The organism is Nocardia arseniciresistens (genome assembly GCF_046764875.1).
GTDB classification, from domain to species: domain Bacteria; phylum Actinomycetota; class Actinomycetes; order Mycobacteriales; family Mycobacteriaceae; genus Nocardia; species Nocardia arseniciresistens.
Window position 1 is genome coordinate 153,338 of record NZ_JBKORD010000013.1, and the last position, 22,532, is coordinate 175,869.

27 protein-coding genes are annotated in these 22,532 nt (G+C 66.2%); 20 read left to right on the forward strand and 7 right to left on the reverse strand.

Features of this window, described 5'->3' with window-relative positions:
• Positions 1–358 precede the first annotated feature (358 nt).
• Entirely contained in the window at positions 359–649 is a 291-nt protein-coding gene (locus ACLMAJ_RS24175; RefSeq protein WP_412016199.1) for a hypothetical protein, read from the forward strand.
• 134 nt (positions 650–783) lie between these two features.
• Here the strand turns inward: ACLMAJ_RS24175 and ACLMAJ_RS24180 are convergent, their stop codons facing one another.
• A complete protein-coding gene (locus tag ACLMAJ_RS24180; RefSeq protein ID WP_412016098.1) occupies positions 784–1,749 on the reverse strand; it encodes a threonine/serine dehydratase in 966 nt (321 codons plus the stop codon).
• 372 nt (positions 1,750–2,121) lie between these two features.
• On the opposite strand from ACLMAJ_RS24180, the gene ACLMAJ_RS24185 reads away from it, so the two are divergent.
• Both ACLMAJ_RS24185 and ACLMAJ_RS24190 read left to right on the forward strand, forming a co-directional pair.
• Positions 2,122–2,595 carry a hypothetical protein gene (locus tag ACLMAJ_RS24185; protein ID WP_412016099.1) on the forward strand — a complete coding sequence of 158 codons (474 nt, stop codon included), beginning with the start codon at positions 2,122–2,124 and terminating at the stop codon, positions 2,593–2,595.
• A gap of 31 nt (positions 2,596–2,626) precedes the next feature.
• The gene (locus ACLMAJ_RS24190; protein WP_412016100.1) at positions 2,627–3,340 is read left to right on the forward strand and encodes a helix-turn-helix domain-containing protein; all 714 of its coding nucleotides are present in this window, start codon (positions 2,627–2,629) and stop codon (positions 3,338–3,340) included.
• On the opposite strand, the gene ACLMAJ_RS24195 is transcribed toward ACLMAJ_RS24190, so the two are convergent.
• The 3 genes from ACLMAJ_RS24195 to ACLMAJ_RS24205 form a co-directional block, all read right to left on the reverse strand.
• Positions 3,330–3,746 carry a VOC family protein gene (locus ACLMAJ_RS24195; RefSeq protein ID WP_412016102.1) on the reverse strand — a complete coding sequence of 139 codons (417 nt, stop codon included), beginning with the start codon at positions 3,744–3,746 and terminating at the stop codon, positions 3,330–3,332. The two genes, ACLMAJ_RS24190 and ACLMAJ_RS24195, sit on opposite strands and share 11 nt — an antisense overlap.
• Before the next feature lie 131 nt (positions 3,747–3,877).
• Entirely contained in the window at positions 3,878–4,291 is a 414-nt protein-coding gene (locus tag ACLMAJ_RS24200) for an arsenate reductase ArsC (RefSeq protein ID WP_412016103.1), read from the reverse strand.
• A 310-nt stretch (positions 4,292–4,601) separates the two neighbouring features.
• Positions 4,602–5,513 carry an oxygenase MpaB family protein gene (locus tag ACLMAJ_RS24205; RefSeq protein WP_412016104.1) on the reverse strand — a complete coding sequence of 304 codons (912 nt, stop codon included), beginning with the start codon at positions 5,511–5,513 and terminating at the stop codon, positions 4,602–4,604.
• Between the two features lie 280 nt (positions 5,514–5,793).
• Between ACLMAJ_RS24205 and ACLMAJ_RS24210 the strand changes: the two genes are divergently transcribed.
• The 9 genes from ACLMAJ_RS24210 (at position 5,794) to ACLMAJ_RS24250 (ending at position 10,027) form a co-directional block, all read left to right on the forward strand.
• A complete protein-coding gene (locus ACLMAJ_RS24210) occupies positions 5,794–6,360 on the forward strand; it encodes an RNA polymerase sigma factor (RefSeq protein WP_412016106.1) in 567 nt (188 codons plus the stop codon).
• On the forward strand, positions 6,351–6,947 hold the full coding sequence (locus tag ACLMAJ_RS24215) for an Asp23/Gls24 family envelope stress response protein (RefSeq protein ID WP_412016107.1): 597 nt from the start codon (positions 6,351–6,353) through the stop codon (positions 6,945–6,947). The genes ACLMAJ_RS24210 and ACLMAJ_RS24215 overlap by 10 nt, the downstream gene beginning before the upstream one ends.
• A complete protein-coding gene (locus tag ACLMAJ_RS24220) occupies positions 6,944–7,321 on the forward strand; it encodes an Asp23/Gls24 family envelope stress response protein (RefSeq protein ID WP_412016108.1) in 378 nt (125 codons plus the stop codon). The genes ACLMAJ_RS24215 and ACLMAJ_RS24220 overlap by 4 nt, the downstream gene beginning before the upstream one ends.
• The gene (locus ACLMAJ_RS24225) at positions 7,318–7,659 is read left to right on the forward strand and encodes a hypothetical protein (RefSeq protein ID WP_412016109.1); all 342 of its coding nucleotides are present in this window, start codon (positions 7,318–7,320) and stop codon (positions 7,657–7,659) included. The genes ACLMAJ_RS24220 and ACLMAJ_RS24225 overlap by 4 nt, the downstream gene beginning before the upstream one ends.
• An 87-nt stretch (positions 7,660–7,746) precedes the next feature.
• Positions 7,747–8,244: an Asp23/Gls24 family envelope stress response protein gene (locus ACLMAJ_RS24230; RefSeq protein WP_412016110.1), complete on the forward strand. Its 498-nt coding sequence runs from the start codon at positions 7,747–7,749 to the stop codon at positions 8,242–8,244.
• Positions 8,245–8,272: 28 nt separating this feature from the next.
• The gene (locus ACLMAJ_RS24235; RefSeq protein WP_412016111.1) at positions 8,273–8,461 is read left to right on the forward strand and encodes a hypothetical protein; all 189 of its coding nucleotides are present in this window, start codon (positions 8,273–8,275) and stop codon (positions 8,459–8,461) included.
• Positions 8,458–8,790 carry an Asp23/Gls24 family envelope stress response protein gene (locus tag ACLMAJ_RS24240; RefSeq protein ID WP_412016112.1) on the forward strand — a complete coding sequence of 111 codons (333 nt, stop codon included), beginning with the start codon at positions 8,458–8,460 and terminating at the stop codon, positions 8,788–8,790. The genes ACLMAJ_RS24235 and ACLMAJ_RS24240 overlap by 4 nt, the downstream gene beginning before the upstream one ends.
• On the forward strand, positions 8,787–9,365 hold the full coding sequence (locus tag ACLMAJ_RS24245; RefSeq protein ID WP_412016113.1) for a DUF6286 domain-containing protein: 579 nt from the start codon (positions 8,787–8,789) through the stop codon (positions 9,363–9,365). The genes ACLMAJ_RS24240 and ACLMAJ_RS24245 overlap by 4 nt, the downstream gene beginning before the upstream one ends.
• A complete protein-coding gene (locus tag ACLMAJ_RS24250) occupies positions 9,365–10,027 on the forward strand; it encodes an Asp23/Gls24 family envelope stress response protein (protein WP_412016114.1) in 663 nt (220 codons plus the stop codon). The genes ACLMAJ_RS24245 and ACLMAJ_RS24250 overlap by 1 nt, the downstream gene beginning before the upstream one ends.
• 58 nt (positions 10,028–10,085) lie before the next feature.
• Here the strand turns inward: ACLMAJ_RS24250 and ACLMAJ_RS24255 are convergent, their stop codons facing one another.
• Both ACLMAJ_RS24255 and ACLMAJ_RS24260 read right to left on the reverse strand, forming a co-directional pair.
• Positions 10,086–11,381, reverse strand: coding sequence for a D-arabinono-1,4-lactone oxidase (locus tag ACLMAJ_RS24255; protein WP_412016115.1), 1,296 nt, complete (start codon positions 11,379–11,381; stop codon positions 10,086–10,088).
• A gap of 57 nt (positions 11,382–11,438) precedes the next feature.
• The gene (locus ACLMAJ_RS24260; protein WP_412016116.1) at positions 11,439–12,113 is read right to left on the reverse strand and encodes a TetR/AcrR family transcriptional regulator; all 675 of its coding nucleotides are present in this window, start codon (positions 12,111–12,113) and stop codon (positions 11,439–11,441) included.
• 117 nt (positions 12,114–12,230) lie between these two features.
• Between ACLMAJ_RS24260 and ACLMAJ_RS24265 the strand changes: the two genes are divergently transcribed.
• The 8 genes from ACLMAJ_RS24265 to ACLMAJ_RS24300 all read left to right on the forward strand — a co-directional run bounded on the left by ACLMAJ_RS24265 (position 12,231) and on the right by ACLMAJ_RS24300 (position 19,701).
• Positions 12,231–13,730: an MFS transporter gene (locus ACLMAJ_RS24265; protein ID WP_412016117.1), complete on the forward strand. Its 1,500-nt coding sequence runs from the start codon at positions 12,231–12,233 to the stop codon at positions 13,728–13,730.
• A gap of 575 nt (positions 13,731–14,305) precedes the next feature.
• Positions 14,306–14,731: a fluoride efflux transporter CrcB gene (gene crcB / locus ACLMAJ_RS24270; RefSeq protein ID WP_412016118.1), complete on the forward strand. Its 426-nt coding sequence runs from the start codon at positions 14,306–14,308 to the stop codon at positions 14,729–14,731.
• A gap of 25 nt (positions 14,732–14,756) precedes the next feature.
• On the forward strand, positions 14,757–15,128 hold the full coding sequence (locus ACLMAJ_RS24275; protein WP_412016119.1) for a DUF190 domain-containing protein: 372 nt from the start codon (positions 14,757–14,759) through the stop codon (positions 15,126–15,128).
• Positions 15,125–15,487: a fluoride efflux transporter FluC gene (locus ACLMAJ_RS24280; RefSeq protein WP_412016120.1), complete on the forward strand. Its 363-nt coding sequence runs from the start codon at positions 15,125–15,127 to the stop codon at positions 15,485–15,487. Before ACLMAJ_RS24275 ends, ACLMAJ_RS24280 begins: the two co-directional genes overlap by 4 nt.
• A 47-nt stretch (positions 15,488–15,534) precedes the next feature.
• Complete coding sequence (gene pgm / locus ACLMAJ_RS24285) at positions 15,535–17,175, forward strand: phosphoglucomutase (alpha-D-glucose-1,6-bisphosphate-dependent) (protein WP_412016121.1); 1,641 nt, start codon at positions 15,535–15,537, stop codon at positions 17,173–17,175.
• On the forward strand, positions 17,168–18,487 hold the full coding sequence (locus ACLMAJ_RS24290; RefSeq protein WP_412016122.1) for an MFS transporter: 1,320 nt from the start codon (positions 17,168–17,170) through the stop codon (positions 18,485–18,487). The genes pgm and ACLMAJ_RS24290 overlap by 8 nt, the downstream gene beginning before the upstream one ends.
• A 59-nt stretch (positions 18,488–18,546) precedes the next feature.
• Positions 18,547–19,284 carry a DsbA family protein gene (locus ACLMAJ_RS24295; protein WP_412016123.1) on the forward strand — a complete coding sequence of 246 codons (738 nt, stop codon included), beginning with the start codon at positions 18,547–18,549 and terminating at the stop codon, positions 19,282–19,284.
• 27 nt (positions 19,285–19,311) lie between these two features.
• Entirely contained in the window at positions 19,312–19,701 is a 390-nt protein-coding gene (locus ACLMAJ_RS24300) for an MmcQ/YjbR family DNA-binding protein (protein ID WP_412016124.1), read from the forward strand.
• A gap of 74 nt (positions 19,702–19,775) precedes the next feature.
• Here ACLMAJ_RS24300 and ACLMAJ_RS24305 read toward each other — a convergent pair whose 3' ends face one another.
• Positions 19,776–21,719, reverse strand: a complete 1,944-nt coding sequence (locus ACLMAJ_RS24305; protein ID WP_412016125.1) for an MFS transporter — start codon at positions 21,717–21,719, stop codon at positions 19,776–19,778.
• Between the last annotated feature and the right edge of the window lie 813 nt (positions 21,720–22,532).

The following is a 22,532-nucleotide window of genomic DNA, read 5'->3' on the forward strand; positions in this document are numbered from 1 at the left end:
GACGCCGACCGGCCGTTTGCGCGCGTCCGACCGGCGCGTCCTCGGGCGATGGGTCGAATCAGATTGCTGCGCAATCTTTCTCGGAATGACCCGCTATCATCTAGCTAGGCGTACCTCCGCCTTCGCTCCGGCCATGCGCGGATCGAAGACGGGCTACGCCCGACAGCACCAATCAGGCGTACCTCCGCCTTCGCTCCGGCCATGCGCGGATCGAAGACGGGCTACGCCCGACAGCACCAATCAGGCGTACCTCCGCCTTCGCTCCGGCCATGCGCGGATCGAAGACGGGCTACGTCGGCGGCACTTTTCAGGCGTTCGACAGCAGAACCGGCATTCGAAGAGGGGTACGACTGTGAGCATGATTCTCGCTGCGGCACAAGACATGTACGGAACAGTCCTCGCCCAGGTCGCGAACCCGACTCCAGAGGCGCCCCCGATCTCGGACAAGATTTTGAAGATGGTCCGCTACCTGACCTGGTTCGTACTGTTGTCCGGCGTTGCGGCCATCACCTACGCGGGTGGCCGATTCGCGTGGGAGAAGTGGTCCGGCGGCGGCCTCCAGTCGCCGAAGATGGTGGCGGGAGCCATGATCGGCGGTGTCGTCGCGACCAGCGCGGGCACCATCATGAACGCGGTAATCGGGACCTGACCGCGGGAATCCGGGCCAAGCCTGTCTTCAGATCAGGCATGGCCGGAGCGAAGGCGGAGGTACGCCTGAACAGGTGTAGCCGGGCGAAGTCCGTCCTCGATCCGCGTACGGCCGGAGCGAAGGCGGAGGTACGCCTACCTCATCAGGTCTGTGGGATCGGTATTGGCGCCACACAATACGACGCAGACCCTTTCGTCCGGGCCCGGCCGGTATGCCCGGCCGGGGCGTTGATCGTCGGTGGTCAGGGCGGCGAGTGCCGTCGCGGCGGCGTGCTCGACGGCAAGGCGGCGGTCGTGCCACAGCGCGTGCCGGGCGGCGATGATCTCGTTGTCGGAGACCAATAGCGATTCGACGTCGTAGTGCCGCGCCGCGAGTAATGCCAGCTCGGTGACGCGCCTGGCGCCGAGGGAGTCGGCGGCGACGGAGTCGGCCGGGCCGTCGACGACCTGCCCCGCTTCGATCGCGGCACGGAGGGCGCAGCAGTTCTCCGGCTCCACCGCCACGGTGCGGATGCCGTAATGGTCGGCGGCCGTGGCTATCCCGGCGAATAATCCGCCGCCGCCGACCGCGACGACGATCGTGTCGAGCCCGGGGAGCTGGTGGTGGATCTCCTCCATCAGGGTTCCCGCGCCCGCGGCGATGAGTGGATTGTCGTAGGCGTGTGACAGCAACGCACCGCTGGTTTCTGCGTATTCCAGGCACGCGCCGAGCGCGTCCGTGTACTGGTCGCCGACCAGCCGTACCTGCGCGCCGTAGCCGCGCAGTTTGTCGACCTTGACCGCGGGCGCCGTTGTCGGTAGGAACACCGTCGCGGTCACGCCCTGTTGCTGTGCCGCCCACGCGCACGCCAGGCCCGCGTTGCCGCCGGAGGCGATGGTTACCCCGGCCGTGGGCAGCGTGCCCTCCTCTCGATGCGCCTGGATGAAGTTCTGCGCACCACGCGCCTTGAATGTGCCGGTGTGCTGCATGAATTCGAGCGCGAACCACAGCTCGCCCGACGCGGTCCCCGCCGGGCGATCCCCTGGTGCGAGGGCGACCGGTCGAACCCGGCCGGTGACGCGGTCGGTGGCTGCCTTGATGTCGCGGTAGGTCAATTCCATTGCGCTCCCTGTGCCGTGGCGTCGGTCGAGGCGATCCTAATGGGAGCCGCCGGACGAGTCTTTCCCATCACCGCGCACGGCCGGAGCACAGGCGGAGGTACGCGGCGCGAGGTTGAACCGAACATGTTCGGGCGGAACGAATTCTCGTCGAGGGCTTGTGGTTACGCGTCATATTTATCGGAGCGACAGCACCGTGGTTTTCCGGAACATCCGAACTCGGCCGCACCGACTCTATTTGCCGATCAATTGCCAACTTTCATGCCATGTAGTCTGCATTCACCTAAAAGTTGTCATGCTCTGTTCGATCGCTGATCCATACCGACGCCTGGTAAGTGGGCGCGAAGAGAGGTTTGACCTGTGAAACTGATCTGTATGACGGCGTCCGCCCTTGTGGTCGTAGCCGTCGCGGGTTGCTCCGATGACAAATCGTCGAGTTCCGCGGCGACGTCGACAGTTGCCTCGACAGCGAACCCGGTGACCGCCACTCCCGACCCGAGCGACATTGCCGAACCGGAGGGCGGCATGCGGATAACACTGGGAGAGAACGAGAAAGTAGTCATACCCGCCGACGCGGTCATGGATATCAAAGTGCCCGCCGAGTGGGGCCCCGCTTCATCGAGCCTGCGCTGCACGGTAACCGACGGCACCGGACGAAACGAAGATCTCCGCTCCTCGGATGTGAAAAAACAGGAATCTTTCGACGGCAAAGACTGGATGACCATCTGGACCTTTTCCTCGCCGCCCGCCGCGGACGTCACCGTCGGGTGTAAGGATCCTGATTCCAAAATAACCGCTACCGACATCGACTACATTCGCGTCGTACCTCGCGGACTCAGCCCGCACTGAGGCCACCGCGGGCCGGAGGTAGCCTCGAAGTGTGGTTGAGGCAACGGTGGCCATCGGATATCGCGAGCGGCCGTCGCGGTTGGACGGTGCGGTGCTGTGGACACGTACCGTTACCGGCGATGACCTTGAGCTGCCGGTATTGCCCGACGGGTGTATGGACCTGCTGTGGGCCGGCGGCACGCTGTCGGTCGCGGGCCCCGACACCGGCGCCTACCGACCCGCTGTGTCGGTGGGCACCCGTTTCGCGGGGATTCGATTCTTTCCGGGTACCGCGCCCGCGCTGTTGGGGGTACCCGCACACGAATTGCGTGATCGGCGTGTCGAACTCGCGGATTTGTGGTCCTCGGCGACGGTTCGGCGGCTGACCGAGCAGATCGACGCGGCGCCGGATAAGGCCGCCGCTCTCGAGGCGCTGGTGCTGCGGCGCGCGGCCGAGACCGAACCGCCCGATCCGGTCCTGCGCCGGATCGCTCTCGCCCTCGATGCGGGGTGGTCGGTGAGGGCGACGGCGGAAGCTGCCGGGTTCGGTGCGCGGCTGCTGCACCGCAGGTCACTCGCGGCGTTCGGGTACGGGCCCAAGACATTGGCCAGGGTATTGCGATTGCAGCGGGCCCTTGCGGTGGCCCGCGGCGGGGTGCCGTTCGCGGACACCGCGGCCCGCACCGGTTACGCGGATCAGGCGCACCTGGCCCGCGAGGTGCGCGAGCTGGCGGGCATGCCGTTGCGCGAGTTGCTCACTCGGTAGCGGGGGATGGAGCGGTCGGCAACGGAGCGTAGAGATCGACGCCGTTGCCGTCGGGGTCCGCCAGCGACGCGTAGCGCTGTCCCCATACGGCATCCCATGGCTTCAGCTCGCCGTGGTAGCCGGCGTCCACGAGCTCGGCGAAGACCTGGTCGACCTCGGCGGGGTCGGCGCACCGGAAGGCAAGGCCGGTGCGGCCCGCGGACGTTGGCGGCTGCCACTGGGGATGGAATGACTTGATCACGGCCTCGGTGTCGAACGCGAGGCGCACCCCACTCGGGAGCGTGGCCTCGACATGCGGCTGGTTCTCGGCGTCCTCGGGAAAGACCAGCCCGAGGCGTCGGTAGAAGTCGAGTGTGGCGGGCATATCGCTGACCACGATGCCGATGAAGTCGAGTTGAGGAGTCATATCCGCAGCTTAAGACCCCGCGGCATGGCTGGTCTTGAACAAATCGGACGCTCTGTTGTTTCGAGCGACCTGCAAGCAGTCGCTAGCGACGGTGCTGTTTCGAGCGACCTGCAAGCAGTTGCTAGCGACGATCAACTCGCGGTGGCCGGAATGAGTTCGGCGATCAGGTTCTCCACCAGAATGCGGATCCGGTCGCGGATCGAGCGCACGATGGCGATGTCCTCGCCCGAGGGGGCGGGCAGCACCCAGTCCCGGTAGCTGATTCCCGGGAAGAACGGACAGGCGTCACCACAGCCCATGGTGATCACGACATCGGACATGGCGACCGCGTCGACGGTCAGGATTTTCGGCGCCTGGCCGGAGATGTCGATGCCCGCATCGGCCATGACGGTGATCGCCGCCGGGTTGATGGCATCGGCCGGTGCGCTGCCCGCGGTCCTGACCTCGATGCGGTCACCGGCGAGCGCGCTGAGAAATCCGGCGGCCATCTGCGATCGGCCCGCATTGTGGACGCAGACGAACAGCACGCTGGGCTTGTGAGCCATGTGCGGGAATACCTTTCGAAGGGGTGAATCCAGCGATGCTGGACGCGAGGTCGGGCGACGTGGGTGGTTCGAGCCGGTCGGGACGCCCGAACGGCGCCGAAGTGTGCGTGATACGTATACCAGGGCGCGCGGGGGCCGGATGCACGCTCACCGGGTTGCGGCACCCGCAGTGCCGCCGAATTCGATCATCAATGTGTTCGAGAGTTGTTGCAGCGCTTCGGGTATGTCTCGATAGTAGACACACGAAAGGGCCCGAGGGAGCCGGGTAGGCTACCCACGGGCCGTTGCCGTGACGCACGCAAGACTACGTTCACATAGGGCGCAGGTCGATGATCTTTCGCAGCCGGACGCGGTCGCGTTCGAGGCGACGGGCCTCGTAGGCAATCGGGAAGTAGCGCAGGCGTTCCGGGAGCAGTGGTACCGTGCGGCCGATCAGCCACCCGAGTCTCCGCAGCTTGCGTTCGTCGGCCGCGGTCCAGGTCAGGCCGAGCTTGCGGCGGGCGGATTCCGGGGTGGTTCCGACCGTGAAGAAGTATTGGAGTTTCCCGACCGGTGCCACAGCGCGCCGCCAGATCGGTCGCAGGGCACGTGGCAACTGCGCGGGCGGTGCGACCGATCGGATCACCCGCAGGTAGTCGTGCGCGGTGTCGGTCGCCTGTAGATGGTTGTCGACCATGTCCTCGAAGAACTTCTCGAATGCGGCGTAGTTCTCCGGAATCTCCTTGGGTGCTACCGAGAAGTTGCGCATCAGCTGCACCGTTTCCTGGTAGTACGCCTCCTTGTCCGCCGTGGTGAGCGGGCGGCGGGCGAAGTACTTCGAACCCTCGGTGAAGGCGAAGGTTCCGGTGTGCAGCACCCAGGCCCACGGTCCCGACGCCAGCGCCTTGTGCCGGACGCCCGCGGCATCGGTGGTGTTGAGCGAGGCGTGCATCGCGCGAAGGCGATCGGCTTCGGCGAGTGCTTCGTCGCCACCGTAGATCCACATCATCACCGAGCCCAGGCTGCGCACGGCGCGGCCCATCGGGTCGGTGCGGAAGGTCGAGTGTTCGTCGACGACCGCGGAGATGGTCGGTTCCATAGTCTGCATCAGGAAGGCGGACCCGGCGGTCAGTGAGAAGGTGACCAGTCCGGTCTCGTCCCACATCCGGGTGCCCGGCTCGATCGGGCGGCGGGCGGGCAGCGGGTGCTGGCCGCTGGTCTCGACTGCGACGGACGCCGACATTGCGATCTCCTTTGATCGACCTGCGCAAGAGCGTGAGACGTTTAGGGTACCAACCTCTCACCGTCTTGGCATCTCGAAGGGGGCCTCGTGGTTCGCCGCACTACACGGCCGACGCGCGGCCGCGTATCGGGCGCAGCCGGGACGGATGCGCTCATCGGTAGGGGACACGGCCGCATCCAAATGAGCATCCGGCAACTACTGAGACAACGATCACGCCATAATCCATCGTGACGATAGGCCGACGGGCGGTGTCTAGTCGTCGAGTGGTGGAGGAGGTGCTGTGACCACGGCAAGTACGGTGCCCGCGACCTCGCCGGACGACGCGACTCTGGTCAGTCGCGTCCGCGACGGCGATGTGCGAGCCTACGAGCAGCTAGTTCTGCGCTACCAAGGGCAGATGTTCCGTCTTGCTTCGAAAATGCTCGCCGACTGGACCGAGGCCGAAGACGTGGTCCAGGAGGTCTTTCTCAACGCGTGGCGCAGACTCCATCAACTCACCGATGACGCCGCGTTCGTCGGCTGGCTGTACCGGATGACGACCAACCGCTGTCTGAACGTGATTCGCGCGCGTCGCCCCAAGGTCGATGTGGACCTCGATACCGCCGAATCGCCGCGCACCGACACAAGGCCGGAGCACGCCGTGCAGGTGAGCACGCAAATGGCGGCGCTGACCGAGGCGCTGCAAGAGTTGACTCCCGAACAGCGGGCCTGCTGGCTGCTGCGGGAAGTGCACGGTCTGTCCTATGAGGAGATCGGTGTCATTGTCGCCGCGAATGCCACAGCAGTACGCGGTCGTATAGCGAGGGCGCGAGCCCACTTGTCCGAGGTGATGAAGCCATGGCGATAAACGAAAAGACAGCAGAGGATTACGCGCTGCCTTGCGGTCGCGCGCTGGAACAGGTCTGGGAACGGCTCGACGCGGTCGAGGCGGGCTTCGGTGACGAGCACGAGGTGAGCTGCCCGCACTGCGCAGACGCCCGTGACAGCCTGCTTGCGTTGCGCGCGGTGACTCGCGAACTGATCGATGAGCCGGATCCGACGCCGCCGGATCTGGTCGGCCGCATCATGTCCGCGGTGCGCGCCGAGATGCGGCGCGGGCACATGCTCGAGCTGTCGACACCGCTGCCGGGCGCAGTGGAGATCAGCGAGCAGGCCGTCGCGGCGGTGCTGCGCTTCGCGGCCGACTCGGTGCCGGGCGTGCGGGCCAGGCATTGCCGGGTGCGCGGCGTCGGGACAGGGCCGGACGGTGAGCGGATTGTCGAGGTGGAACTTTCTGTCGCGGTGCGGTTCGGCATGGCCAGGGTGAACGAGGCGTTGCCGGTGGTGCGCGAACGGATCGCCGCCGCGCTCGGTGCGCGGGTGGGCCTGGTAGTGGAGCGACTGGATCTGACGGTCGCCGATGTGTACGAGGACAACGCGGAGGGCAACCGATGACCGAGGGCCCGACGTCGGTAACGGTCGTCGAACCACAGGTGGTCGCCGCCGTTGCCGCGTGGGCCGCGGCGGCGACCATCGGGGTGACGCGGCTCGAGCCGGGTGTGCGCGGCTTGTTCACCACCTTGGTTCGCGCGGGCAGGCACCGGTGGACAGAGGTGGACCCAGCGCCCACGGAAGGGGTGCGGGTGCGCCGAAGCACGGGCGGTGCGCTGAGGGTGGATGTCGATGTGGTGATCGCCGCGGATACCCACGCCGGCGACGTCGGGCGGGCGGTGCAGCGGCAGGTCGCCGCGACGGTGCTGGAGCAGACCGGGCAGAGCGTGGCCGAGGTGACGGTCGCGATCCTCGATATCGAGCAGGAGCGAACATGAAGGTGGCCGATGTGACGGTGCAGGGGGAGATGATCGAGGCGATCGTCGGTGCGATCGAGTCGGTCGACGGTTTGCGGCCCGCGACGCCGATCGGCCCTTCGAACTCGGTCTGGTGGCCGGGCGACGCCAGAGGCTATGCCATCGATCTCGCGCAGGCGGCGATCGAGGTCAGGCTGGTTTCCTCGGCATTGCCGCTACCGCCGCTGCTCGAGCGGGCAAACGCGGCGATTCGTGCCGTGCTCGCCGAAACCGAGTGGGCCGCAGCCGCATTGCGTCTTGTGGTCACCGAGCTCGACGCGGCCGCTCTAGCCGATTTGGAGGTTACCGAGCTCACCTGACACCGACCGTGACGACCTGCTCGGTGCGGGTGTCGAGATAGCAGAAGGTCCGATATCCGCTGTATCCAATGGAAATCAGGAGGAACCATGACGTCGACCACCACCGACAAGGACGGGGCGAACGACAAGGCGGCGGTAGGCGAGAAATCCGCGACCAACCCGCCTGCCAAGAAGGAAAACGCGCTGGTGACCGAGCAGGGCACCACCACGATCTCGGACATTGTCGTGCAGAAGGTCGCCGGTCTCGCCGCTCGCGAAGTGCGCGGCGTGCACGATCTCGGTGGCGGAGCCGCTCGGGCTTTCGGCGCGATCCGCGATCGGATCCCCGGGGCCTCGGCCAGTATCGGGCAGGGTGTTTCGGTCGAGGTCGGGGAGACGCAGGCCGCTGTCGACCTGGAACTCGTCGTCGAATACGGCGTCGCCATAGCGGAATTGGCGCGTGCGGTGCGGCGCAATGTGATCACCGCGATCGAGCAGATGACGGGGCTCGATGTGGTCGAGGTGAATATCAACGTCAACGACGTGTACATCCCGGGCGAGGACGATGACGACGGCCAACTGTCCGCACCGAGCCGCGTGCAGTAACAAGCGATCCCGAGTAGAGGAGACGGTTGTGAATGCCACCCAGATATGCCTGGCCATCGGCCTCGCCCTCGGATTCGCCGCAGCCTTCGGTGGATTCGGAGCCTTCACCATCGTGCTGGTCTTCGCCGCGCTCGGCCTGCTGATCGGCCGCTGGCTCGACGGCGAGATCGATCCGGCCGAGCTGGTCCGGTCGGCACAGCAGCGGGGCAAGCGTTGACCGCGGCGGTGGAGGCCGCCGCCGCGGAATTACCGGGAGTCACCACCGTCGGCAGGCGCGCGGTCGGGCGGATCGCGGCGCAAGCGGCCCGCGAGGTGGCCGGGGTCGACCCGGACGTGCAGGTGGATGCTCGGGTCAGCGGTGCGCTCACCGCGCTCGATGTGCGGCTTCCGGTGCGGTATCCCTTACCGGTCGCGCGGGTCTCCGAGGCGTGTCGCGAGCATCTCGTGCGGCGCACGGCCGAACTCACCGGGCTCGCGGTGAGCAGGGTGGACATCGTGGTTTCCGCGCTGAACGCCGAAGTGGCCGTGGCAACGAGGATCCCGTGATCCGCAGGCCGCGCCGCATACTGCCCGCGATCGTGATCGCGCTCGTGGTGTTCGCGGCGTGTGCGGCGGTGCTGGTCTCGCTCGTGCAAAGACTGGTCGGCGCACACGAATTCGTCTCCTACGACAGCGTCGCCGACGAGCTGCACGGATTGGCGTGGACCGATGCCGCGGTGCTCATCGCTGGTGTTGTCGCGCTCGTGCTCGGTGCGGTGCTGTTCATGCTCGCGGTCCTGCCCGGCCGTGCCGTTGTGCTGCCGTTGACGGCCGAGGACGAGGTGCGCGCCGGGCTGACAAGGGCCGGTCTGCACTCGACGCTGCGGTGGTCGGCGGGCACCGTCGACGGGGTGACCTCGGCACGGATTCGTTTGCGGCGCAAAGTGGTCAAGGTATCGGCGCGGACCGATCAGGGGCAGTCGGAGGGCCTGGCCGAGCAGGTGTGCGACACGGTCACCCGACGCATCCAGGAGCTCGGCCCCGCGCCGGTACGACGGGTCCGAACCGCCGTGCGTCGTTCGAAGAAGAAGTCCGCGAGAACGGCGTTGGGGACCAGGACCACGACGACGGGAATGACGTGATGAGCCGCATCAATCGACCGGCCGCGTTGAACCGGACACTGATCGGGGCGAGTGGGCTGCTGTTGCTCGCCGCGGGCGGGCTGACTGTTGCCGCGCACTACGGCAGGTTGAGCTGGGTGGATCAGGACCGGCGGTTGGTGCCCGGCACCGCAGCGCCACCGGCATGGGTGCTGTGGGCGGCCGCGGCGTGCGCGATAGTGCTCGGACTGCTGTGCCTGCGCTGGCTGTTCGCCCAGCTGTTCCGGATGCCACGCTCGGTGTCATGGCAGCTTGCCGACGAACCGTCGGCGGGCGCCACCGTGCTGGAATCCTCGACAGCAGCCGACCCGGTCGTCGCCGATATCGAAAGCTATACCGGCGTGCGATCCGCGTCGGCCTGGTTGGCAGGCGCGCGGTGGGCCCCGGAGCTGCATTTGGTGGTGACGGCGGAGCCGAACGCGGATGTGGTGCACCTGCGCGAGGAAATTCTCGGCCACGCGGTGACCCGGCTGCGTCAGGCGCTGGAGGTCGAGGTCATTCCGGTCACGCTGGAACTGCGCTTTGCTGATGAGAAGCGGGCCGATGAGAAGCGGGCCGGTGCCAGGCGCGTCGACAAGAAGCGTGTCGACGGGAAACGGTCAGCTCGCAAGCGAGTTGCCCGGGTACATCGACCGCCGCGCTGACTCGGCAATCGACCACCAGGGAGCGAGTCTTACGAACGACGTTCGCGGCCGCCGCAAATCAAACACTGCCCAGTACCCGTGTCGAATAGGCGTTGCTGAAGCGGCCTTTGGGGTCGAAGCGGCGGCGGACTTCGGCGAAGCGGTCCCAGTCGGGATAGCGCGGCCGGAGGGTTTCGGCGGTCTGGAAGTGGCGCTTACCCCAGTGCGGGCGGCCGTTGTAGCGGTCGAAGACCGCTTCGCAGGCGCGGAAATACGGCTCGAAGTCCATGCCGTGGTACTGGTGCACGGCGAGGTAGCAGGTGTCGCGACCGCCTGCGGGGGAGAGGAACGCGTCGTCGGGCGCGACCCAGCGGACCTCGATGGGCATCGTCGTATCGAATGTCGCGGAGAGTTCCTTGATTTCGCGAATCGCCGCGACCGAGTGTTCGCGCGGGATCGCGTATTCCATTTCGGTGAAGCGAATCAGGCGGGGAGAGGCGAACACTCGGTACGAGCGGTCGACCTGACGGCGGTAGCTGCCCGCGTATGCGGCGCCACGATGGATCCACGGCACCAGGCCCGGTTGCCATTTGCCGAGGCGGCACAGCGCATCGAAGGCGTAGTTGGACATGAGGATGTCGGCGAACCAGTCGGCGGCCTTGCTACGCGGCTGCTCGGGCAGGTCGACGGGGTTGTTGCGTTTGGTCATGGCCAGCGGGCTGTGCGCGAACATGTAGAACTCGAAGTGCTCGTTGCCATCGACGTAGGAATCCAGGTCGGCGAGGATGTCTTCGACCGGGACCGGCCGTTCGATGCCCTCGAGTACGAATGACGGAACCAGTTGCAAGGTGGCGGCGGTGACGACGCCGAGTGCGCCGACGCTGACCCGCGCGGCGCGCCAACCCTCGGGGTCGGATTCGGCGTTGAGCTCCACCTGGCTGCCGTCGGCGAGCATCAGTTCGATGGAATGCAGTGCGGCCGAAAGGTTTTGCAGTGTGGCGCCGGTGCCGTGGGTGGCGGTGGCGGTGGCGCCCGCGACGGTCTGCGCGTCGATGTCGCCGAGGTTGGGGAAGGCCAGCCCGTGCGGGTGCAGTGCATTGCTCGCCGCGTTGAGGGTGATGCCCGCCTCGACTCGGACGCGACCGGTGGTCCGGTCCACGTCGAGGACTCGATTCATGTTCGCGAGGTTCACCAGTACGCCGTCGGTGAGGACGGTATCGGTGAAGGAATGGCCCGCACCGGCGACGCGTACAGTCTGTCCGGTCGATGCGGCGCGGCCGAGGATCTCGGCCAGCTCATCGGTGTCGAGCGGGGCGGCGACCGCTGCGGGCGCGCATTGCTGGTCGCCCGCCCAGTTCACCCACGAGTTGGTCATATGTCCAACTGTAGGGGATTGTCTGTGACACGCGCTACTTCTAGTCGGTTTTTGCGACTACCTCTTGCGACCCGAGCAGACGTGGGACTTGGCCAGCTCGACCTCTTCATCGGTCAAAGCGGGCACGTTGAGCGGCTGCCTCGGCATGGAATCGGCACGCACCCCGTTGAGCGCGATCGCCATATACCGTTGCCAGACATCGGGATTGACCGGTCTGGAGAACTCGGCGAGCGCGTCGACCATGTGGATAAGGGCGAAGAAATCCGAGGTCTGCACATCGGGGGCCAGGGCGCCTGCGTCGCGGGCTCGGTCGATGATGGCGGCGACCGTCGGCTTGAGTCGATCGCGGACGGCGGCGAAACGCTCCATGTCGTTCTCGAGCTCGAGCATTACTTCGCTGAAGCCGCGATTAGTGGCCAGGTGCGTGCAGGCGTACTCGAAGAACCGAACAAGACCCTGCCATGGGTCGGGATGTGCGACGGCGGCGTCCGCGGCGTCGCCGAACTCGGCGATGTTCTGCTCGAAGACCTCGGCGATCAGCTCCTTCTTGTTCGCGAAACGCCGATAGACGGTACCGACGCCGACGCCGGCACGTTCGGCGACGTCATCGAGGGTGATCTCGAGTCCGTGGTCGGCGAAGAGTTCGCGCGCCGCATCGACGATCCGCTGCTGATTGCGCGCGGCATCGGCCCGTAAGCGCCGGGGAGGAGAGAGGGCCGTGGCGTGATTCACACCCACATCCTAACAAGTATCGGGATTAAGCGGAGGCATTGCCTCCGTTACCATGGTAGCTTCTTTCGTAAGCGGAGGAAGGTTCTCCGCATCAAGACATGAGACAAAGGGGACACCATGACTACGGCGCTCGACCGTGGGGCACCCGCCCCCGAGAAAACGGATAACGGCAGGCGTGGCTCGCACGCACTGCGTTGGTGGGTGCTCGCCGTCCTCGGCGTCGCACAGCTCATGGTCGTGCTCGACGCGACCGTCGTGAACATCGCGCTGCCCGCGGCGCAACAGGATCTCGGCTTCAGTGACGGCGACCGCCAGTGGGTGGTCACCGGTTATGCGCTGGCTTTCGGCAGCTTGCTGCTGCTCGGCGGACGACTCAGTGACCTCTTCGGTCGCCGCAATACCTTCATCGTCGGCCTGATCGGCTTCGCAGGCGCCTCCGCGGTCGGTGGCGCGGCAACCAGCTTCGAAATGCTCGTCGCAGCCCGCGTCGGGCAGGGTGTGTTCGGCGCGCTGCTGGCTCCAGCCGCACTGTCGCTGCTGACCGTCACCTTCACCGAACCGTCCGAGCGGGCCAAGGCCTTCGGCATCTTCGGTGCGGTCGCGGGTACCGGCGGCGCCATCGGCCTGCTGCTCGGCGGCATGCTCACCGAATGGGCCTCGTGGCGCTGGGTGATGTTCGTCAACCTCGCCTTCGCCGCGGTCGCACTGATCGGCGCGGTGCTGCTGCTCGCCAAGCATGTGGTCGCCCAGCGACCCAAGCTCGATATCCCCGGCACCCTCGTGGTGACCGCCGCGCTCTTCGGCATCGTGTACGGCTTCTCGCACGCCGAGTCGACCAGCTGGACCAACCCGGTCACCCTCGGCTTCCTGATCGGCGGCGCCGCACTCCTCGGTGTGTTCGTGTGGCTGGAGACCAAGGTCGCGCACCCGCTGCTTCCGCTGCGGATCGTGCTGGACCGCACCCGTGGCGGATCCTTCCTGACGGTGTTCGTCATGGGTATCGGTATGTTCGCGATCTTCCTGTTCCTCACCTACTACATGCAGCTGAGCATGGGGTACTCGCCGATCAAGACCGGTCTCGCGTTCCTGCCGATGGTCGCGGGCATGGTCTTGTCCTCGACCACCGCGCCCTCGCTGCTGCTGCCGAAGGTCGGTCCGAAGATCGTCATCTCCGGTGGCTTCCTTGTCGCCGCGGCGGGTATGGCCTGGCTGACCCAGATCAGCCTGGACAGCGGCTACGTCACGCACATCCTGCCTGCCCTCGTCCTGATGGGTCTCGGCCTCGGTGGTGCGATGTCGACCGCCTTCCAGGGCGCGACGTCCGGTGTGCACCACGACGACGCGGGTGTCGCCTCGGCGATGATCAACACCAGCCAGCAGGTGGGTGGTTCGATCGGTACCGCGCTGCTGAGCACCATTGCCGCGTCGGCCGCGACGGACTTCCTGTCCTCGCACCAGCCCGGACCGCTGGCCGTGGCGCAGGCCCAGGTCGAGAGCTACACCACCAGCTTCTGGTGGGCTACGGCGATCTTCGTCGCGGGTGCCGCGGTTACCGCGTTCCTGATGCCGAACACGGTTCCGGCTCCCTCCGAGGGAGAGCCTGTGCTCGCGCACTGAGTATCGAAAAGCAACAGCGCCCGCGTCATTTCGACGCGGGCGCTGTGCTGTGTCCGGTGAACGCTGTGTCCGGCGAACCTCAGCAGTTCCGGATGATCGGGGACCGCGAGCGCCCACCCGCGCGCGAGCAGCAGATTCAGCGCCGGCCCCTCCTCTGCATACTGACGTTGAAGATGCTGTGCGACGGCGCGCATTCCATCAAGACGGCCGCCGAGGCGATAGGTGGCACTCGCCGCCGTGATGGATACCGCGACGATGGTGAGCCGTCGCGGCGATCGGCTGCCACCGGAGGTCATCGGATTTCGTCTGCCGAACAGTTGCTGTAGCCCGGGTCGGCGCGGTTTCGCCGTCTCCCGGTACATCGTGGGTACTGCTCGTCGTGCCGCCAGCATCGCTCCCGACCTCAGTCTGTAAGAGGGTTGGGTGGAACCTCGGTCGGCATTCGTACGTCGTAGGTGCGCACATGTCAACGAACGGTGCTGTTCGTTATTCGTGGCGTCGTGCCGGACAAACCGAGCGCACGGTAGAGCCGATAGCATTGCGCCGGTGGCATCGGCTCGGCAGGAGGTCAACGCATGGGTCAGCGGACCGAGGCCCCTGCCGTCGAACCGATGGCGCTAGTGGTGATCTCCCTCGGCGGCGCGATCGGCGCCATGCTGCGCTTCGGCATCGGCGTGTGGTGGCCGCCGCGACCGGGACACGTCCCCTGGTCGACCTTCGCGATCAATGTCATGGGATGCTTTGCGATCGGAATTCTGATGATTCTGATTACCGAAGTATGGGTAGCCCACAGACTGCTCCGCCCGTTCCTCGGCGTCGGCGTGCTCGGCGGTTTCACCACCTTTTCCACCTACAGCCTCGAGGTTCGTAGACTGCTCCAATCGGGCGCGACGGTCGAGGCGCTCGGCTACCTGGGGGGAACGGTGGTGGCGGCGCTGGTCGCGGTTGTGCTCGGAATGGGCGCGGCGCGATGGCTGACCGGACGGGCTCGACGGACATGACGGCACGACGGAAGGGGGTCGGACGATGAGTGATTCACCGGCGGGCGCGCGTCCGACGGCGGGACAGTGGATGCAGGCCGCACGACTGATGGTGTTGCTCGACGAGGACGACAAGTGGAAACACGGCCCCCTCTACCACGCGATCGTGCAGCGGGCTCGTGACGCCGGACTGGCAGGCGCGAGTGTGTGGCGTGGAGTCGAGGGCTACGGCGCCTCCTCGCGCATCCACACCAGCCGGATACTCGATCTGGCCGAACACCTACCCGTGCAGGTGATGGTCATCGATGAAGCCCAACGACTGCGGTCGTTCGTCGAGCAGAATGCCGACATGCTCGCCGAGGTGAACGTCACGCTGTCCGAGGTCGCCGTCTGGCAGCCGACGGGGGTGCGTCGATGAACGTTGTGTTCGTCGTCGTCGGCGCCATGCTCGGCGCACCCGCTCGATACCTGATAGACCGTGCTGTAGCAGCACGTTTCGGATCTCTGCTGCCGCTGGGCACATTGACCGTTAACATTGTCGGTTCGGCGTTGCTCGGTGGTCTGGTCGGCGCGGGTGCGAACAGCTGGCTGCTCACTGCTGCCGGTACCGGCTTCTGCGGTGCGTTCACCACGTTCAGCACCTTCGGCTACGAGACCATCAGGCTGGTTATCGACGGCGCCTACGCCTTTGCCGTGGGCAACGTCGTGATCAGCGTCGTGGCCTGCCTGGTCGCGGTCTTCGCCGCGGCGTCCGCGACACAGTGGTTGTGGACATGATTCTGATGACGAGCCGGGCGCAGCCGATCCGGAAGGGAGACCCGAGCATGGCCCATGATCGAGCCGGGCGACCCGCGCGACCCACCGACCTGGAGGACATCGCACATCTGGTGACGGCCTACTACAGCCGCATCCCGGATGCGCAGGATCCCGCGCAGCAGGTCGTCTTCGGTACCTCCGGGCATCGAGGTTCCAGCCTGGACACCGCGTTCAACGAGGCGCACATCCTTGCCATCACCCAGGCGATCATCGAATACCGTGCCACCAGGGGCATTACCGGTCCGGTGTATCTGGCCAGGGATACGCACGCGTTGTCGGAGCCCGCGTGGACCACCGCGCTCGAGGTGCTCGCCGCCAACGACGTGACCGCGATCATCGACGCCCGCGACCGGTACACCCCGACTCCCGCGCTCAGTCACGCGGTGCTGCGCCACAATCGCGGCGGCACCAGGCATCAGGCCGACGGCATCGTGGTCACCCCGTCACACAATCCGCCGCGCGACGGCGGCTTCAAATACAACCCACCGCACGGCGGTCCCGCCGACACCGTCGCCACCGATGCCATCGCCGCCCGTGCCAACGAACTATTGCGCGGCGGCCTGGCCGGCATCCGGCGCACCACGTTGCAGCACGCGATGGAGACCAGCGTCGAACGCTACGACTACCTCGACCACTACATCGCGGACCTGCCGAATGTGTTGAACCTCGACGCCATTCGCGGCGCGGGGATCCGGCTCGGCGCGGATCCGATGGGTGGGGCGAGCGTCGACTACTGGGAGGAAATCGGCCAGCGTTACGACCTCGAGCTCGAGGTCGTCAACCCGTTCGTCGATCCGACCTGGCGGTTCATGACCCTCGACAGCGACGGCAAGATCCGGATGGATCCGTCCTCGCGCTACGCCATGGCCTCGCTGATCGCGATCAAGGACGACTACGACATCTCTACCGGCAACGACGCCGACGCCGACCGGCACGGCATCGTCACGCCCGACGGCGGCTTGATGAACCCGAACCACTTCCTCGCGGTCGCCATCGAATACCTCGTCGCGAACCGGATGGGCTGGGACGCGCTGACCAAGATCGGCAAGACGGCGGTGAGCTCGTCGATGATCGATCGGGTGGTCGGTGTGCTCGGCCGCGACGTGCACGAGGTTCCGGTCGGCTTCAAATGGTTCGTGCCCGGATTGTTCAGCGGCAGCCTGGCTTTCGGTGGCGAGGAGAGCGCTGGCGCGTCGTTCCTGCGGATGGACGGCACGGTCTGGACCACCGACAAAGACGGCCTGCTCATGGCACTGCTCGCCGCGGAGATCGCCGCGGTCACCGGCCAGAGCCCGTCGGCCCGTTACGTCGAACTCGAGAAGCGCTACGGCAGCCCCGCCTACGCGCGGATCGACGCCGCGGCCACCGGGGAACAGAAAGCGCTGCTCGCGAAGTTGACTCCGGACATGATCACCACACAGGAGGTCGCGGGCGAGCCGGTCACCGCGGTACTCACCCGGGCAAGGGGCAATGGCGCGCCGCTGGGCGGGCTGAAGGTGACCACCGAGAACGCGTGGTTCGCCGCGCGCCCGTCCGGTACCGAGGACAAGTACAAGATCTACGCGGAATCGTTCCTCGGCGCCGAGCACCTGACACAGGTACAGGCCGCCGCGGAGGAGATGGTGGGGCAGGCGCTGTCCGGTGAGTAATAGATCCAAGGCCCTGCCCATCGAGATCTGGGTGCTGGTCGGGGCCGCCTTCGTCATTGCCATCGGATTCGGGTTGGTGGCACCGGTACTCCCGCAGTACGCGCGCAGTTTCGGGGTCGGTGTCGCGGCGGCATCGGCGATCATCAGCGCATTCGCCTTGATGCGGCTGCTGTTCGCCCCGGTGAGCGGGCGGTTGGTGCAGCGCCTCGGCGAGCGCTCGGTGTATGTGAGCGGCCTGCTGATCGTCGCGGTGTCGACGGGTGCGAGTGCCTTGGCCCAGAGTTATTGGCAGTTGCTGGTTTTGCGTTCGGTCGGCGGCATCGGGTCGACGATGTTCACCGTTTCCTCACTGGCACTGGTGATTCGGCTTTCGCCGCCCGCGCAACGCGGCCGGGTGTCCGGGCTGTGGTCGACCAGCTTCCTGATCGGCTCGGTCAGCGGTCCGCTGGTCGGCGGTGCGCTGGCCGGACTCGGGTTGCGGGCGCCATTCCTGATCTATATGGCCGCGCTGCTCGCGGTGACCGCGGCCGTCTACCTGAGCTTGCGGAATTCGCACCTCGCCGCGCCGGAAGCGACCGGAGCCGTGCGGGTGATGACCTTCCGCCAGGGCTGGGAGCGCCCGGAGTATCGCGCGGTGCTCTGGTCGAACTTCGCCAACGGCGCGGCGGTCTTCGGCGTCCGGATGGCGTTGGTGCCGTTGCTCGTGGTCGAGGTGCTGCATCAGCCGCCGGGGATGGCCGGTGTCGCGTTGACGGTGTTCGCGGCGGGCAATGTCGCGGTGCTGTTCATCTCCGGTGGGTTGTCGGATCGTTGGGGGCGCAGGCCGTTCCTCATCGCGGGATCGCTGGTGTGCGCGGTCGGCACGATCGGACTCGGTTTCGCGCCGAATCTGTTGTGGCTGATGGCGAGTTCGGTCGTGGCCGGGCTCGGTTCCGGCATGCTGAGCCCGACGCAGCAGGCGGCGCTCGCCGATGTGATCGGGCCGAACGCGCGGGGCGGGCCGGTGCTCGCGGGCTTCCAGATGTCGGCCGATCTCGGCACCGTCATCGGTCCGGTCGCGATCGGTGCGCTCGCGCAGCACGTCTCCTACGGTGTCGCGCTTTCGGTCACCGGTGCGCTGCTTGCGGTCGCGGGTGTGGTGTGGGCGCTGACGCCGGAGCCGTTGCAGCCGCGGACCCGCGTCGCCGAGCCTGACCACATCAGCGGTGTGCCCTGTGATGACGGCGAATACCAGCTCGCGCACCTCGCGGCGGAATCGTGCGGCGATGATGCCACCGAGCGATTGTTCGACGACGGCCGCGCCAAGGTCTGACGGACACGCGCTCGCACCCGGCGCGGGTCGACGCGGACGGTTGCGGCAGAGTATTCGGGGTGAGCGAATCGCGTTCGAACTACACCCCACGACCGATGTCGAGCAAGACCACCTATGCCCTCGGTGGCGTGGCTCTCGCGCTCATCGTGGTGATCGTGATCCTGGCGCTGCGATGGGGTCGCGACGAAACCGCCGTGCGCAACGACGGATACGGTCCGGTGCACAACGCGGCGGTGGTCGTGGCGGTGCAGCCCGACGGCGTGATCCTGGTCGGCCGCCCCGACGCGCGCAAGACGCTCGATGTGTATGCCGATCCGCTGTGCCCCGGCTGCGGTTCGATGGAGCGCGTCTACGGTCAGGAAATCGCGCAGCAGCAGGACGAAGGCACCCTCGCGTTGCGCTATCACCTGGTCAATTTCCTCGAATCCAAGTCGGGAAGCAAGAACTACTCGACGCGTGCGATCGCCGCGAACGAGTGTGTCGCCGAGGCCGGTTCGGGTCCGGTGTACTCGAAATTCCACGCCTTGTTGTTCACCACCAAGCAGCCGAAGGAGGGTGGCTCGGACCTGAGCAACGAGGAACTCGCCGCGGTGGCACGGGAGGTGGGCGCCTCCGATCAGGTGGCCGAGTGCATCGCTTCGGGCGCGAAGGTCGACGCCGCGCGTGCGCATGCTCAGGGCACGCTGGCCAAGCTCAATGAACTGCTCGACGGGCGTGCGGCAACGCCTTCGGTATTCGACGGTAAGACCAAACTGGATGTCAATAACGAAGAGTGGGTTGTCGAGGCCGCACGCTGATCGCCCGAATCGACTAGCGTCGTACGGGTGGCAACCCTCGATGATGCCGCTGAGATCGCTCTTCAGCTCCCCGAAGTTACCGAAGGCTTGCGCTACGACTACCGAACGTGGTCTGTCGCGGGTAAGGCTTTCGCGTGGGAACGACCCTTCAGCAAGGCCGATATCAAGCGTTTAGGCGATGCCGTGCCGCCGGAGCCGCCGATCCTCGCGGTGCGGCTCGCTGATCTCAATGACAAGGAAGCCGTGCTCGCCGAGGAGCGCCCAGGCGTGTTCACCATCCCGCACTTCGATGGTTACGCCGCGGTCCTTGTCGAATTGAACCTCACCACCGTGCAGCGGTTGGAAGAGCTCATGATCGAAGGCTGGTTGGCTTGCGCCCCAACCCGTCTGGCCAGCAGCTATCTAGAGGGCCGCTGACCGATAGTCGCAGCGCCCGGCTCGGGCGACGCCATCGCGACGCCCGATCCGGTACTGCTTGCAGGTCGCTCGAACTACACCTCACTCGGTGTCGACAGCGTGGCGAGTTCGCGCTCGACGATTTTGTCGTGCTCGTCGGCTTCGGCCGCGGCCTTCTTCGGGTTCCAGTGTCCGGCCATCAGGAAGATGAACGGCAGGAAGGCCACCTGCGCGATAAGGCAGACCCACCACCAGCGCTTCCACTGGGAGGGTGAATCGGCTTGCGCCTGCTGTACTTCCGTGGCGTGCTCGGCCAGATACGCCTGGTCGTCGGCGGGGATGGTGCCGACCGCCTGTAGCTTCGCCGCCGCCTGCGCGAGCGCCGGTCCCACCTTCGCGGCCACCGCGAGATCGGCGGGTGGAATCTGCTGGACGGCGGTCAGGCGGGCGATCGCCTGGTCCACCGGTATCGCGAACTTCTTGGCTACCTGGCCGACCGCCGCGAGCCCGGCGTTCGCATCGGTGGGGTTGGCCGCGAGCGCCGCGGTGGTCGCGGGTTCGATCGCTTGCAGCGTCGCGAGTTCTTGCGGGTACTTCATGCTCAGCCCGGCTGCCGTCTGTATTTCGGCAGCTGTGGCGCCGGTCAGTTTCGTCATCGCCGCGAGCTGCGCGGCCTGATCGTTGGGGTTGGCTTGGAGTGCCGCAAGGGTTTCCGGTCCGACCTGCTGGATGGTTGCCAGCTGCGGTCCGAACTCGTGTTGGATTTCCTGGAGCCTGGGGCCGTAGTTGACCAGTGGACCCGCCGCGTTCACCACGATGAGCAGACCGAACAAGACGACGGTGACGACACCGCGCAGGGTGCCGCCCCATACCGCGAGCCCGACGGCGGTCGCGGCCGGGTTCTGGGCCTCGACGGTCTCGGTGAAGCTGGCCATCCAGGTGGAGTAGGCGATGCCCGTACCGACCGCGATGACCACGAAAACCGTTGCGAACGCGTAGTAACCGGTGTCGGGTTTGTCGGTGTAGCCGATGAACACGTACATGCCGACGATGCTGATGAGCGCACCGACGATCATGAACGGCTTGCGCACCTTGAGTTTGTCCGAGGCGATACCGGCCAGCACGAGAGCGACCGCGTTGGCGGTCCAATACCAATTGCCGAGTGCGTTCGCTTTGGCGGGACTGAAGCCGAAGTTCGTGGCCATATAGACCGGCAGGAACGACACGATCGTGTAGAAGAATGCCAAGAAGAGGCTGATTCCAAGGGCCGATCCAACGATGTTGAGGCGCAGCATCTTTCGCCACTGTCCCTGCTCCAGCTCACCGACATTGATACCGCGGGCCCGTGCTTCGATCAGCGCCCGGTCACGCAGCGACACCATGATCTGGTCGCGCAGTTGAGGACTGAGCTCACGCAGTCCGACCACCGCGATCACGGCGATGACCAGACTGATCACGCCACACAGCCGGTAGTGGAACTGCCAGTCCGGGTGAGCATCGAGGGTCCGCGTGGAGATCTGGGTGGTGACAAGGGCGCCGATGACGGGTCCGAGCGTCCAGAAACCCATCGCCGACGCGCGATCGAGCTGTGGTGAGAAGTCGCGGATCAGTGCCGGTGTCGCGACCAGGACGGCGCCCTCGACGATGCTCACCAGGATGTAGACGGCGAGGTAGGCCTCTTTCGAGGTCGTCGCGGGTACCGCGAACAGTGTCAGCAGTGAGCAGATCACCACGCCGTAGGCGACGATATTCGCCCGCCCCCACCGATCGAGCACACCCGCGAGCACCGAAGCGACCGCGCCGAACGCGGCGCCGATAATGAAAATCCACACGAAGTACGCGAAAGAGAGATCGAAGTAGGCGATGAGCTCATTGCCGACCGCGCCGGTGACGAACAATTGGTAGTAGAGGGCGATCGAGGCGATGACCACCACGGCCAAGTACCAGGAGCGGGCAGGGGTATCGGGATAGTGCGGTAGCTTCCGCTGCCACAACCCGGTGATCAGGGTCGGCGGGGCCGCAGTCGTGGTCGAACTCATGGTCGAGATGCCTTTCTGGCCACGGCGTTTCGCAGAAGCCTGAACCATCCGCAGTTCAGGACGATTAGCCGGGTGGAAACAATGTAGCGAGCGACCGTGATTTGCATCACTGTTCGGGAAACAACTGCTTGGGCAGTTTCCCACTGCTGGGCATCCGGTGACCCGGGCGAGATGAGATTCGACCTCCAAAGCATGCAAACTGAATCATGCATATGGCCGACAGCCTGGCACGATGTCGGAATCGGGGCCCTAGGGAATCCGTCCGGTCGGCATGAGCGAGCAATGCGCCAAGGACGTCACGTGGTCAGGACGATTGTTCCGTCCTGAAGAAATATTGACTCAGGAATGGCTGACGGCGGCGCATGAGGTCGGCGAGCGGTCGGGGCCCGCGACGATGGTTTGCCGTCCGGCAGGTGCGCGGCTGTTGATCCGCGAGGGGTTCGTCCGGTCTGGGTGTGCGGCTGTGCTCGGCGAGGGGTTCGTCCGGTCTGGGTGTGCGGCTGTGCTCGGCGAGGGTTCGTCCGGTCTGGGTGTGCGGCTGTGCTCGGCGAGGGTTCGTCCGGTCTGGGTGTGCGGCTGTGCTCGGCGAGGGTTCGTCGGTCCGTCCGTGTGTGCGCTGTTGAACTATGAGGGGCTGTTCGGTCCGAATGTGCGACCTGTTGATGTGCGACGCGGTCATTCAGCTGCCCATCGAGGGACTTATGGACAAGGCTCCGTATCGAGCGAACGGAATTGCTCGTTGCGGCGCGGCGTTCTGGGCGACGAACAGTGGTCGGTGCGTATGGTTCGGCGGTTTGGTATGGCCCTGTGAGC

Bases quoted from the DNA above. Each gene is read 5' to 3' on its own strand.
- ACLMAJ_RS24175 (WP_412016199.1), top strand. From the start codon at position 359: ATGATTCTCGCTGCGGCACAAGACATGTACGGAACAGTCCTCGCCCAG.
- ACLMAJ_RS24180 (WP_412016098.1), bottom strand. From the start codon at position 1,749: ATGGAATTGACCTACCGCGACATCAAGGCAGCCACCGACCGCGTCACC.
- ACLMAJ_RS24185 (WP_412016099.1), top strand. From the start codon at position 2,122: ATGACGGCGTCCGCCCTTGTGGTCGTAGCCGTCGCGGGTTGCTCCGAT.
- ACLMAJ_RS24195 (WP_412016102.1), bottom strand. From the start codon at position 3,746: ATGACTCCTCAACTCGACTTCATCGGCATCGTGGTCAGCGATATGCCC.
- ACLMAJ_RS24200 (WP_412016103.1), bottom strand. From the start codon at position 4,291: ATGGCTCACAAGCCCAGCGTGCTGTTCGTCTGCGTCCACAATGCGGGC.
- ACLMAJ_RS24205 (WP_412016104.1), bottom strand. From the start codon at position 5,513: ATGTCGGCGTCCGTCGCAGTCGAGACCAGCGGCCAGCACCCGCTGCCC.
- ACLMAJ_RS24215 (WP_412016107.1), top strand. From the start codon at position 6,351: ATGGCGATAAACGAAAAGACAGCAGAGGATTACGCGCTGCCTTGCGGT.
- ACLMAJ_RS24220 (WP_412016108.1), top strand. From the start codon at position 6,944: ATGACCGAGGGCCCGACGTCGGTAACGGTCGTCGAACCACAGGTGGTC.
- ACLMAJ_RS24225 (WP_412016109.1), top strand. From the start codon at position 7,318: ATGAAGGTGGCCGATGTGACGGTGCAGGGGGAGATGATCGAGGCGATC.
- ACLMAJ_RS24230 (WP_412016110.1), top strand. From the start codon at position 7,747: ATGACGTCGACCACCACCGACAAGGACGGGGCGAACGACAAGGCGGCG.
- ACLMAJ_RS24250 (WP_412016114.1), top strand. From the start codon at position 9,365: ATGAGCCGCATCAATCGACCGGCCGCGTTGAACCGGACACTGATCGGG.
- ACLMAJ_RS24255 (WP_412016115.1), bottom strand. From the start codon at position 11,381: ATGACCAACTCGTGGGTGAACTGGGCGGGCGACCAGCAATGCGCGCCC.
- ACLMAJ_RS24265 (WP_412016117.1), top strand. From the start codon at position 12,231: ATGACTACGGCGCTCGACCGTGGGGCACCCGCCCCCGAGAAAACGGAT.
- crcB (WP_412016118.1), top strand. From the start codon at position 14,306: ATGGGTCAGCGGACCGAGGCCCCTGCCGTCGAACCGATGGCGCTAGTG.
- ACLMAJ_RS24275 (WP_412016119.1), top strand. From the start codon at position 14,757: ATGAGTGATTCACCGGCGGGCGCGCGTCCGACGGCGGGACAGTGGATG.
- ACLMAJ_RS24280 (WP_412016120.1), top strand. From the start codon at position 15,125: ATGAACGTTGTGTTCGTCGTCGTCGGCGCCATGCTCGGCGCACCCGCT.
- pgm (WP_412016121.1), top strand. From the start codon at position 15,535: ATGGCCCATGATCGAGCCGGGCGACCCGCGCGACCCACCGACCTGGAG.
- ACLMAJ_RS24305 (WP_412016125.1), bottom strand. From the start codon at position 21,719: ATGAGTTCGACCACGACTGCGGCCCCGCCGACCCTGATCACCGGGTTG.